This window comes from Alteromonas lipotrueae (genome assembly GCF_019249255.1).
Lineage (GTDB): Bacteria > Pseudomonadota > Gammaproteobacteria > Enterobacterales > Alteromonadaceae > Alteromonas > Alteromonas lipotrueae.
This window is the reverse complement of the sequence record NZ_JAESDJ010000016.1, coordinates 1-12,233: the sequence shown is the minus strand read 5'-3', so window position 1 is coordinate 12,233 and position 12,233 is coordinate 1. Positions and strand designations below refer to the sequence as shown.

Here is a 12,233-nt window from a genome sequence, read left to right as displayed (position 1 = left end):
TTTTCCACTTTTTACCTCAGCTTCTTAGCTGGTATACGACACCACTTCAGCTTCAATACCCTCTCCAAGCATGAAATAAAAACGCCTTCCAGGTTCGTAGTTACCGTGGTTGTATGTATCAAAACCTAAGGCGAATACTTTTTTCTCGATAGTGTCTAAATGCTTTACCACGATACCTAAATGATTAACGTGGGCTAGGGTGGTGTGATCGAATGAGGCTTTGCTTTCACTAGTTGGGTTGCTAAGCGTTGTATTCACTTCTTTCGGGGCGTACAGCGCAAGATAAGCAGAATCTGACCCAACGTGTACGGTGTAGCCATCATCTTTGGCAGGGCCGCTCCAACGAATATGCCAGTCAAATAGTTCACATAATGTGTTAGCGATGGTATCTGGATCCTTGACCGTAATGTTAGCGTGTTCAAGTATAGCTGGTTGCATAGTGTTTCCTTATTGATTAAATGGGGTTATGGATTAATCGTTAGAAACAGCTTAATATCTCAAGCTAACTTTAGATCAAGTATTAAGTTTAACTTTTTTAAAATGGCCCCTGAACCCCTTGTTAGCATTGGCTTTGTCGCAAAGCGAACTGGCAATGCTGTATCGCTTATACGTTACTACGCGAACGAATCTCTCATACCCTCTGTGCGAACATCTGGAGGAAACAGGATGTTTCCTCGTTCGGTTATACGTAGGGTGTCGTTTATATTAATCGCTCAGAAATTGGGTTATGCACTAGAAGATATTCGGCAACTTCTTAATACGCTGCCCGATAAACGCACGCCGAATAAAGAAGACTGGGCTAAGCTTAGTGAAATATTTAATGCACACATAGCAAGGCGTATATCAGAGCTAACAGCGTTACAATCCTCATTAGAGGGATGCATCGGCTGTGGCTGTTTGTCTTTAGACAAATGCAACCTGTACAATAAAAACGATAACATTGCCGAGAATGGAGCGGGAGCCCGATTCCTTTTAGGTGACAGCCCGAAGTAAAATAGACGCTGAATATAGGAACTCACCTTTGGCAATAACAAAACCAGCTAATTCAAACGCTAGTACTAGTATGCACACCCGTAATTTACATAGAAATGGCTACCCGATGGCCGCGCTGTGCCAAGCACATCCTGAATTATCGGGCTATGTGATTAATGCTAAGAGTGGCAAGAAAAGTATCGACTTTGCCAATCAAGACGCCGTTAAAGCGCTAAATGCAGCATTGCTTATTCACTACTATGGACTTAAAACGTGGGACATACCTAATGGGTATTTATGCCCGCCTGTACCTGGTCGAGCTGACTATATTCACGGCATTGCCGATGTATTGGCGCGAGCCAATGGTGGCGTTATCCCTAAAGGCGGTGAGGTAAAAGGGCTGGATGTGGGGATTGGGGCTAACGCCATTTATCCTATCATTGGCAGTCAAAGCTATGGTTGGCAGTTCGTGGGGAGCGACATCGATGCGGTATCAGTGAAATCGGCGAAATCAATTGCTAACAAAAATCCAAAGCTTTCCCCTTTATTGTCGGTACGAAAGCAGCCGAATAAAGCGAAAATCTTTGAGGGCATTATTCAGCCTAACGAGCACTTCACTTTCACCATGTGTAACCCTCCGTTTCACAAATCTGCCGAAGCTGCGGCGCTGGGAAGCGAGCGCAAAGCCATCGGTCTTAAAGGAAATAAGCAAAAACGAAGTGGAAAAAAGCCTCGTGTTGATATTCAGGCTAATACAAACGCACATACCTCTGCTAAAGCGAAACCCGATATCAGTAACGTAAAGCTAAACTTTGCAGGAACAGGTAATGAATTGTGGTGTGAAGGGGGCGAACTCGCTTTTATACAACGCATGATCATTGAAAGTGTGGCGTTTAAAACACAGGTAGATTGGTTCACTTGTTTAGTGTCTAAAAGCGACCACCTAAAACCCATTGAAACCAGCATCAATTACTATGGTGCAACAAAATTTCTGAAAGTAGACATGGGGCAGGGGCAAAAGCAAAGCCGATTTGTGGCGTGGACGTTTACTGAATAAATGTTAAATAATGGGTCAGAGTACTTTAATCAATGAATAATCATTAAAGTACTCTGAATCCTTTTAAGTTTTCAAAAGTTTGATTAAGGATGTCATGAAAGTATTAAGGAAATTACTACTCAGCTTTGCGGTAATGGTTTGCGGGGCGCAATTATCAGTAGCACAACAACTTGTTATAGAAGAGCAAGTGCTGAACTCAAACGTTCTCGATGAAGAACAAAAGTTTACCGTATACCTTCCTGAGAACTATGATAGTGACGCGGATCATAGGTACCCTGTTTTATACGCTCTGGACGGAAAGTATTATAAAAATATGGTGAGTGCCGTTATTGCTCAATTTTATGCTGATGGGCTAATACCTGACACAATTGTTGTCACAATCGAAAATGAGGATCGCATTAGAGATTACACTCCAAGCCCTCACTCTACCGTTGACGTTGAAAGCGGTAAAGCTGATAAATTTCTAGATTATATAGAAAAAGAACTTATTCCCTTTGTCGACTCAAACTATAAAACTTCCGATTTTAAAATACTTCAGGGGCACTCATTAGGCGGGTTATTCTCTTTATATGCCCTTCAAGCTAGGCCAGAACTATTTACTGCTCATTATGCTTTTAGTCCGTCTCTCCATTGGGGAGATAACGCGACAGTTAAAAAAATAAAGGAGTATATTTCGTCACGCAAAACCTTAAACCAGTTCATTTATATGAATTTAGGTGATGAAGTTATTGTAAGTGGATACACAACACGAAATACAATGAGGGATTCTTTTTTAGAGTTAAGCGCCTTTTTTGAGGAAAAATCCATTCCAGGGCTAAGAGTGAAAAGTGAGGTTTTTCCTACATTGCCTCATGTAGCAACCAACATAACTGGGCTAGTGAACGCAACGAATGCGCTATATCGAAACTGGGTATTGTCCTTCCCTGTAATGGAAAAAGGCCCCGAGGAAATATCGGCACACTATAAAAAGTTATCTTCCGACCTATATTATAAGGTAAAGCCCCGTATAGGTTCCCTGAACTTCGCTGCTGACTACATTACGAACGGAGTGAAGCAGCCTGAAAAAGGCATGGCAATACTTAACTACAATGCCTCGCTTTATCCTGATTCAGCACAGGTAAAGTTTAGCCTTGCTAAAGCTTATAAAAGCCGTGGAGATAAAGTTCGTGCTAGAAAGTTTAGTGAAGAAGCATTAGTGTTGATTAAAGACGATGTAGCGCTAAAAGCTTCTATTACCGAATTTTTAGGAACATTATAAGCTGTTCAAAATATGATGGGGCAGAGCACTTTAATCACTATTAAAGTCTTATGCGCCCTTTTTCAGGCTTCTTTTCATTAAAGTACTTTGACCCCATTTCGTTTATTTAGGAGTGTCCAATTGTTTCTCAGACTGGTTCGAAACCTCGTACTTCTTGGCTTAACATTACTCTTTTGTTCTGTTTCTACTGCTGATACTAAAATAGAGAGAAAAATGTATAACCCGTGGGAGGCGGAAATAGGTTACTCCCAAGTAGTTATTGCAGGTGACAACGTTTACCTATCTGGTATCGCAAGTGATAAAGCTACGCTGGAAGCGCAAGTAAGGGAAATCTATACCCTTATACAAAATACCCTTAAAGATAATAACCTAGGCATGGAAAGTATTGTAAAACAGGTTATTTATACTACTGATATCGACGCATTCAAAAAGTTAGGAAATGTGCGAAAAGAAAAGTTTAAAGAGGGCCATTATCCAAGCTCTACGCTAGTAGAAGTACAACGGCTCTATAGCCCAAACCACATGGTTGAGATAGAGGTGGTTGCGTTTAAAGAATAAATATATCAATGGGTTAATTAAGCCATCGCTCGAATTATGAGAATGTAAAAAAGAATGGAATGGCTCACCAAAGCAACTTAACACCTCAAATGGAGTAGCGATATGAAACGGATACTCATTGTTCTGATACTGATGTTTACTCAGCACGTTAATGCTGACGCTGTTAGAGAAATAGAAGAAAGAGAAGTTTTCTCTAAAGTGTTAAACGAGCAGCTTTCGCTGTTTATTCAGCTTCCCCTTTACTACCACGAAAATGCTGACTATGCCTATCCAGTGCTGTATTTATTAGATGCGCCTGTAGGTATCACATTGAATTCCGGTATTCTCGACCCATTAGTTGGTTACAACATTGCGCCTCAAATGATTATAGTTGGGGTGTCTACAAATGATAGAGACAGAGATTTTACCCCCACCAATGACCGCAAATATGCAGAAAATAGCGGTGGCGCAGATGCATATCTGAAATTTATTGAAACGGAAGTTATTCCCTACGTAGATGCTAATTTTAGAACCGAAGATTACAGAATATTCTCTGGGCACTCTTTCGGCGGCCTGCTAGTGGCCCACGCATTTTATTCAGCTCCAGACCTATTTAATGCCTATTTTGCGTTTAGCCCTAGTTTGTTTTGGGATGAGAAGTTAGTGGCTAAATCCCTTGTATCATTTACCGATAAACAACAAAGTAATCACAGCGTGCTTTACGTGAATACCGGAAATGAAGGGAATGCGGAAGTTAAATCTCCAGAGGGCAAAGCAATGCTAGAAGGCATTAAGTTTATTGATAACGCCTTGAGCCAGCACACACCTAAAGGCCTTCGCTACAAAATAGATTACTTTTCACATGAACCCCATCAAGTAACCCAAATTATTGGTACCTATCACGCATTTAGGCACCTTTACCCGTCGTGGGATGTGCCGTATGAAGCTTATTTATCTGGATACGATGCAGTAACTGCTCACTTTGCTTCGTTAAGCGACATGTATAGTTACCATATAGCAGCTAAAGATTGGCAGCTCTCTGATGCCGCGCTATATGAACTACATGAGCGTAACAATCCTAATGAAGCCATCAAATATTTACACGCGGTGTTAGAGCAACAGCCTGAAAATATTGAATATATGTCAACACTAGCATTGGCCTATGAAAAGAGTGGCGCCCTGCCAGAAGCTTTAAATACGCTTAGTGAAATAAGCGGGCAGATAGGTGAAGAAGACGAGATGTACACCGACATCGCTGCAAGAATTAGCAGAATTTCTAAGCTACTGAGCACAAATTAAAAAGACAAGTGCGGCCGTGGAGAAGCATTATTTGTCGACATGTTGGCAGTCTACGAATGGAAGAATAGATTCTTGCTTTCGGAAGAGTAGTTCTAAATAGTAGGGTTAGAGTACATTAGTAACCAGTAATATACTCTGACCCCATTTCGGTTTATTCGCCCAGAATGTCAGTGGTTTCTAGTGCTACATCAAGGCTATTTGCTACGCCAGGGTATGCAGAAGACGGCGTGCTTCCATCATCATTGGTTAAATCACGGATGTTTTTTTGAACCGTAATAATAGCAAATAAGCTAAGTATAAATGCCATGCCATAAAACCCTTTCTCGCTAAGGAACATGTCGGCGTTAAAAAGGCCAATACCCAGCAAGGCAATAGAACTAAAAAATGCAGCCCAACACATACCTACAAAAACCGTGGTGGTTGGAAGACCTTCTTGTTTATCTCTTACCGTCTTTTGTAAGGTTACGGCTGAAAACATGGCTAAAATGAAAATTGCTAAATAATAGCCTTTTTCATTGAGTAAAATATTGGCGTTCCATAATCCAACAAGGTAGCCAATAACCCCAATCGCAAGGGCGGCCCATGTTGCTGAGATATATGCTTGTGTTGGTTTATATACTCGATGTGATGTTGTTTGCATTGTTATAAATTCCTTTTGAGTTATCTTTAACCCTACACGAGTTCCTTTGAAAACATATCTAACTGCGGTTAGATATATACTTTTTATTATTAGCATCCCAGTCTACGGAAACCTCCTGTTTAACAGCGTTGTCTACTCAGCATAGACCACTCGATGTCAGCATCCTTAATTCTGCAAATAGATGTTTAACGTTGAGGTTTCTAGTCCCGTAGATGCTCCTCTTTAAAGTACTTCTTATCGACCGCCTAATGTTAAAACCCATTATTTAGCTGCTTAGGTTCAAGAATATACATGGGCAAATATACGAACAATGCTTGTATTAGTAAATACGAACGCTTAAATCAGATTGACGGCTGTTATGGCTAATCGATAAGGATAGAATTTGTGATGGGTCTGTTGAGAGGGGAAATAACAATAATCTATTCTGCCACCCGTCTTTCTAACTTATTTATGAGGTAAGTGTAAACCTTGAGTAAATCTGAGCTGCTCCAATGTTTGCCAGTATATTATTTGAACAGGTGATGAGTGAGAAACTAGCGGGAAGGATTACAATATGAAGCGTTTTATTTTTGTTTTGTTATTAAGCAGTGGCTTGTTAACTAATCAGACTTTCGCTTGTTCGTCTGATTGTGTAGCGGTGAAGCAGGTAGATGATGTGATTATCGTTAGGGGATTCGACGCTACAGGCAATATTATGTACAGCCACCCCGTCTCTTTAGCTGAAACATTAAGCTTAACGGCAAGCAATTTGTCTATCAGCGATATTTCTGTCAGTACGTCATCTGGAACAACAAACTTAGCTGATGGTGGAAGGGTGGAGACAAGCGCAAATGTGTATACAACAGTGGTAGATATTTTAATTGTTGTTACCACCGCCATTTTTGATGTAAACGGTAAGCTATTGCTCGTTGATACAAATACTAAGACGCATCAAAATTTTGAGTAGCGGCCTAAAAGAAATAGGATCAAAAAAAGAGGAGCAGAGTACATTACAGCTGATCCTAAAAACGCCATAATCGACTTTGATTTCTTGGTTTGAGATACAGTACTCTGACCCTTTTTTAGTTTTAGAAACGGAAGGTGGCATATGAAAAATGTAAAAGTAGCCTTGGTAACAGGCGGGGCGAAGGGCATTGGCGCAAGCATCGTTGAAAAGTTAGCGGCGAATAATGTTGCCGTGGTAGTTAATTATGCCAGTAGTAGTGATGCTGCAAACGAGCTCGTTGATAAAATTAAAAGTAAAGGTGGGCAAGCCATTGCGGTAAAAGCTGATGTGTCGAAAAACACTCAGGCACAAAGCTTGTTTGAAGCAGCGCTACAAAAATTCGGTAAGGTAGATGTACTGGTGAACAATGCGGGCGTGATGGCGCTTTCACCGCTAGCCGATACCAGCGATGAAGATTTTAACAAACAGTTCGACGTTAACATGAAAGGTGTATTCAACATGCTCCGGTTAGCATCGACCCAACTTCATGTAGGCGGAAGTATCATTAACCTTTCCACCAGTGTAGTGGGGCTTAAATTAGAGCGCTATGGTGTGTATGCCGCGACTAAATCTGCGGTGGAAACCATGTCAGCTATTTTGTCGAAAGAGCTAAGAGGTAAAAATATTTCGGTAAATTGTGTCGCGCCAGGGCCTACGGAAACAGACCTATTCACTGAGGGGAAATCCCAAGAACTCATCGATAAGCTCGCCAATATGAGCCCAATGGAAAGGCTAGGTCAGCCTGAAGACATTGCTAATGTAGTTAGCTTTTTAGCTAGCGACGAAGGACATTGGGTTAATGGACAAGTGTTACGGGCTAATGGTGGGGTTATTTAACTTAACTAGGTAATTTAACCGAAAAACAGCAGGTTAGGTAAAAGGAATTTTTACCTAAAATGAGCATGAGTTTAATAAGCGTAAATTCCCCGATTTGCAATTGAAAATGATTCTTATTTAGGTTAAGGTGTGCGCCAAATTTTAGTCCTTTATACTTTAGTGGAATACAATAAATGTCGCGCAGCGCTACCTCACTTGGAATTTTTCTTTCTGGCTTATCTGGGTTTGTTTTTCTTGGATTTAACAATGTAGTTCACGCTCAAGAGGCTGAAACTGACTCGGTAGAACATGTTGAAGTTAAAGGTAGAGCGCAGCAGTTTTACTTAGATACCAAAACCAAAATCGGTACTAAAACTGATGTTGATCTCATCGATATTCCCATGTCTGCGCAAGTACTTAGTGCGCAACTTATTGCTGACCAAGCTGCACGTGATATTACCGACTTATATCGTTCTATTGCTGGCGTCAGTGAGTACAGCTATTCCGGCGTGACATTTCGCGGCTTTCGTGACGAAGATAACGTATTTTATGATGGTGTAAGGGGCGATCCTTATTCAGGCTTCAGCGTGCCTGACTTATTCAATGTTGCCCGGGTAGAAGTGCTAAAAGGTCCTGCGGCAGCGTTATATGGCGGCGGAGAACCTGGTGGCATGATTAATTACGTCACTAAAAAACCTACCTTTACCGAAAATAAAGAAATTACCATAACAGGTGGCAACTATGATCTGCGCGGTATTTCAGGTGAGGCTACAGGTGGGTTGACCGATGATGTGGCCTATCGGATTGGTGGTTTTTATGAAGCACAAGATAGCTTTAGAAATAACGCGGATATGGAAAATATCGAGCTAGCTGGCGGTATCCTCTATAACGTTAGTGACAATACACAGTTGACCACCACCTTCGATTACATCGTTCAAAACCTCGGCGGCCACCGACTTCGCGGTGTCCCCGTTGACGATGAAGGCAATTTCTTAGTCGATTTAACCTATAACGCGAACGAAGAAAGTGACTTTCAAGATATGGAAGCATTCGTCTTTCAAACCCAGTTAGCACACACCTTCAGCGACACATTCAAGGTTAGTTCTACCCTTCGCTATTTAACCAACGAGCGAGATCAGGCTTATCACGAGTCTCGCAGTTGGGTTGATGTTAACGGTGACGGCGAAGCTAATATTGATGACGAGACTATTCGACGTGAATATCGCAGCCAATACCGTGCCAATGACGAAGTCAGCCTAACTACTGACTTCGTTTACGACTTCAGCACAGCGGGTTTAGAGCACCAATTATTATTTGGTGGTGATTGGCACTACATAGACACGGAATACGATTACCTGCGTGCTAGGTATGAAGCTGATGGCATCGCTAATCTTAATATTTTTACGCTAAATTATGGTGAAACCGATCCTAGTACCTATAACCTTACTGACCAAGAAAGAGATGGTATACGTCGTAACCGTCAAGGGTTGTACGTACAAGATATGGTGAATTTAACAGACAATATTATTGTTATGGCAGGTGCTCGTTTTGATAGGTTTGACGAGCGAGACAAAGAGACTGGAACTGAATACGACGATTCAGATGTTACCTATCGTGCAGGCATTACTTATAAACCGTTTAAAGCAATGTCGGTGTACGCCAACTATTCAGAAAGCTTTAACCCCGTTGATGCCACTGACCAAGCTGATGCCAATGTTACTGCCCTAGAACCTGTTAGCGGTGATGCCATTGAGTTTGGTGTGAAAAACGAGTGGTTGAACGGAAGCATTATGACCACAGTCGCCGTGTATCATATAAGCAAAGAAAACTTGGTTTACAATAATCCTGATTACATTGAAGGTGAAAATGACGATACCGAATCAGCGCTCATTAATTTTGGTGTAGTAGAAAGTGATGGTGCCGAATTTACCTTGGTAGGCGATATTAGCGATACCATCAGCGTGACTGCTAACTACGCGTACAACGATACTATTGTGGTTGACGGTAGCTCAAGCAACACTTTTGGTGAGGGTGATAGATTTGTAAATGCGCCACGTCATCAAGCTGGCTTGTGGACAAGGTTTGCGATTAATAGTATCGACTCATCTATTGCTTTTGGAGTGAATTACGTGAGCGAGCAAATAAGTGCAGATGCGCAAAGGGTAAAGCCTTTCACTGTATTTGATGCAAGCTGGACAACACGATGGGACGCGGTTTTACTTAGTGTAAATGTGAATAATTTATTTGATAAAGAGTATGCAGTAAGCGGCTTTAGCGAAAGAAATGGCCACTTCCCAGGGCAGCCTCGCGAAATTATCGCCCAGCTTCAATATAATTTTTAATAAGTGCTAAGCAAGTCTACATGGTTTTCTATTCACAGCTGGGTGGGCGTTAAGCTTTCCATCCTGCTGTGCTTCATAGTAGCTACCGGCACGCTTGCTGTGGTGTCCCACGAAATTGATTGGTTAGCTAACTCAGCAAAACGGGTATCCCCGTCAAGTGTAAGTGATATGAATTGGCAGGCGGTTTATGCACAAGCTCTTACTAAAACCGCGCAATTAACCCCCCCTGTACGAAAAATAGAGTCTATCCACGCGCCTCTTCATCCTTGGTTCAGTGCAGAAGTTATCTATCGCGATAAGGATAACCAACGGCACCGTTTGTTTTTTCATCCCACAACAGGTGAGCATTTAGGCGATGGACGCTGGTTAAACTGGCAGCGATTTTTGCGAGTAATTCACCGACATCTAATGTTGCCACTAACGCTTGGCATCACCATTGTTAGTGCCTTTTCTATCGCTATATTGGCGGTACTGATTTCTAGCTTGTATATTTATCGGCGCTGGTGGAAGGGCTTCTTTCGCACGCCCCGTTGGCGGCACAGGCAAACCCGTTGGGGCGACTTACATCGGTTAGTTGGTGTTTGGAGCTTATGGTTCTTGATTGTGATAGGACTTACAGGCAGCTGGTATTTAGCAGAACGTTGGGGCGCAGCTGCTCCCAGTCGTGACAAAGGCTACGCAATGACCGAAGCCGCGATGGACGCACCAATAATGCCAACTCAAGCCGCGTTTATCACTATGTTGCATATTGCACGAGCGCAGTTTCAAGCGCTTACCATTCAAGAAGTGCGACTTCCCAACAAGGCCGCTGGGGTAGTGGTGTTCCAAGGCCAAGCCAGTGCAATACTGGTAAGAAGCCGAGCGAATACCATTCAATTCGACCCTGTTTCTGCTGAAGCCGTTTTCAAGCAAGATGGAAATGATTTGTCGTTACATACCCGTATTTCAGAAGCAGCAGATCCGCTGCATTTTGGTGTGTGGGGTGAAGTGCAAGGGAGTACGGGGAAGTTAGCGAGTAAGATTTTGTATTTTTTATTTGGTATTTTTCTTACGGCCCTTTGTATAACTGGCACGTACATGTACGGGTTGCGAGTAGGGCGAAAGGTTGACAGTATTTCTTCTAAAAATACACCGTTTGGGGCCTGGCGAGTCGCCTTAAAAAAGATGGGGTGGGCAGCGTGGCTTTTTGCTACCGGAATTGCTGCTTGTTTAGGATATGGAGCCTATTCTTATTTACCTTTTGGAAGTTAATAAGGGCTTTCTTTCTCTGCAATCTATCAAAACAGATACTATTTTTCCTTAAATTCGATTAACTGAATGTTAATGTTTATCATTTGTGTTTGTGCTAGCATCGCGTTTTTGAAAGCTTTTGTCAGTATTTTGTATAGGAAAACCTTCATGCAGCGCAGTCGTACGTCAGTAAATGTTCGTTTAGGCCTTAAGTTAGGTAAAAGTTTGGGGCTTGGCTTGGGCCTAAGCGTTGGAGGCATTGCACTATCGAATGCGGCCTACGCAGAAGAAACAATGACGAGCGAAAATGAAGTAGAAGTTATTAAAGTAAAAGGTACCTATTTTAACGACTATAAAGTAGGTGATGCATCTGGCGCCATGCGTGCGAATGTTTCATTACTTGAAACGTCTCAAGCCGTAACTGTCATTCCTGAAACTATTATAGATGAGCAACTTGCAACAACCTTAGGTGAAGTACTCAATAACGATGCCAGTTTGTCGCCGGGTTCTAAACAACGTAACCGCGAAGTATTTAGTTCTCGAGGCTTTGAATTAAGCTCATCTACTGGCTATTTGCGAGACGGGCACCAGCATTGGTCGCACTATCAACAGCCTATTGAAACGCTTTCAAGAGTAGAGGTTATCAAAGGGCCGTCTAGTATTTTATATGGTCAGTCTGCACCTGGTGGGCTTATTAATATGGTAACCAAGCAACCTACCGCGTCTCGCTTATTGGAGGTTAGCGCAGACACCGACCAGTATGGTTCTACACGATTTATGCTAGATGCTGGTGGCGAGATTACTGACGATACCGGCTATCGCGCAGTATTGGTGAAACAGGATGTTAATTTCGATCGTGAATATCAAAATGGCGAGAGAAGAGAGCGCGATCGCTTCCTAGGTTCATTAGTGCTAGAACATAAAATTAATGACAGCTTAATAGTAAATGCTTACTACGATCGAACCAACGATAAAGCGGGTTTAGATACAGGCGCATGGTTAGATGAAGATGCTAACGTAATCAGCAATAGAAATACCATTAACGATTTTTCTTGGGCGTTCACTGATATTCATGTTGAAAACAAAGGGGTTAAATT

General features: G+C 42.1%; 12 protein-coding genes. 10 read left to right on the top strand and 2 right to left on the bottom strand.

Annotation, left to right across the window (positions count from 1 at the left end; translation table 11 throughout):
- Positions 1-24 precede the first annotated feature (24 nt).
- Positions 25-438, bottom strand: a complete 414-nt coding sequence (locus KYS23_RS17335; RefSeq protein WP_218419583.1) for a VOC family protein — start codon at positions 436-438, stop codon at positions 25-27.
- Between the two features lie 102 nt (positions 439-540).
- Here KYS23_RS17335 and soxR point away from each other — a divergent pair, with 102 nt between their 5' ends.
- The 5 genes from soxR (at position 541) to KYS23_RS17310 (ending at position 5,123) form a co-directional block, all read left to right on the top strand.
- Complete coding sequence (gene soxR / locus KYS23_RS17330; RefSeq protein ID WP_041452735.1) at positions 541-993, top strand: redox-sensitive transcriptional activator SoxR; 453 nt, start codon at positions 541-543, stop codon at positions 991-993.
- A gap of 70 nt (positions 994-1,063) precedes the next feature.
- Positions 1,064-2,029, top strand: coding sequence for a 23S rRNA (adenine(1618)-N(6))-methyltransferase RlmF (gene rlmF / locus KYS23_RS17325; RefSeq protein ID WP_218419616.1), 966 nt, complete (start codon positions 1,064-1,066; stop codon positions 2,027-2,029).
- Positions 2,030-2,123: 94 nt separating this feature from the next.
- Positions 2,124-3,287 carry an alpha/beta hydrolase gene (locus KYS23_RS17320; RefSeq protein ID WP_218419581.1) on the top strand — a complete coding sequence of 388 codons (1,164 nt, stop codon included), beginning with the start codon at positions 2,124-2,126 and terminating at the stop codon, positions 3,285-3,287.
- A 213-nt stretch (positions 3,288-3,500) separates the two neighbouring features.
- Entirely contained in the window at positions 3,501-3,845 is a 345-nt protein-coding gene (locus tag KYS23_RS17315) for a RidA family protein (RefSeq protein WP_218419580.1), read from the top strand.
- 102 nt (positions 3,846-3,947) lie between these two features.
- Positions 3,948-5,123, top strand: a complete 1,176-nt coding sequence (locus KYS23_RS17310) for an alpha/beta hydrolase-fold protein (protein ID WP_218419578.1) — start codon at positions 3,948-3,950, stop codon at positions 5,121-5,123.
- Positions 5,124-5,274: 151 nt separating this feature from the next.
- On the opposite strand, the gene yiaA is transcribed toward KYS23_RS17310, so the two are convergent.
- The gene (yiaA, locus tag KYS23_RS17305) at positions 5,275-5,763 is read right to left on the bottom strand and encodes an inner membrane protein YiaA (RefSeq protein WP_218419577.1); all 489 of its coding nucleotides are present in this window, start codon (positions 5,761-5,763) and stop codon (positions 5,275-5,277) included.
- 553 nt (positions 5,764-6,316) lie between these two features.
- Between yiaA and KYS23_RS17300 the strand changes: the two genes are divergently transcribed.
- The 5 genes from KYS23_RS17300 to KYS23_RS17280 all read left to right on the top strand — a co-directional run.
- Entirely contained in the window at positions 6,317-6,709 is a 393-nt protein-coding gene (locus KYS23_RS17300) for a hypothetical protein (protein ID WP_218419575.1), read from the top strand.
- 141 nt (positions 6,710-6,850) lie between these two features.
- Complete coding sequence (locus tag KYS23_RS17295) at positions 6,851-7,585, top strand: SDR family oxidoreductase (RefSeq protein WP_159532348.1); 735 nt, start codon at positions 6,851-6,853, stop codon at positions 7,583-7,585.
- Between the two features lie 173 nt (positions 7,586-7,758).
- Complete coding sequence (locus tag KYS23_RS17290; protein WP_218419573.1) at positions 7,759-9,906, top strand: TonB-dependent siderophore receptor; 2,148 nt, start codon at positions 7,759-7,761, stop codon at positions 9,904-9,906.
- Positions 9,907-9,909: 3 nt separating this feature from the next.
- A complete protein-coding gene (locus tag KYS23_RS17285) occupies positions 9,910-11,157 on the top strand; it encodes a PepSY-associated TM helix domain-containing protein (protein WP_218419571.1) in 1,248 nt (415 codons plus the stop codon).
- 273 nt (positions 11,158-11,430) lie between these two features.
- Positions 11,431-12,233, top strand: an 803-nt coding sequence (locus tag KYS23_RS17280; protein ID WP_246604481.1) for a TonB-dependent siderophore receptor, incomplete at its 3' end; no start/stop codon positions are given.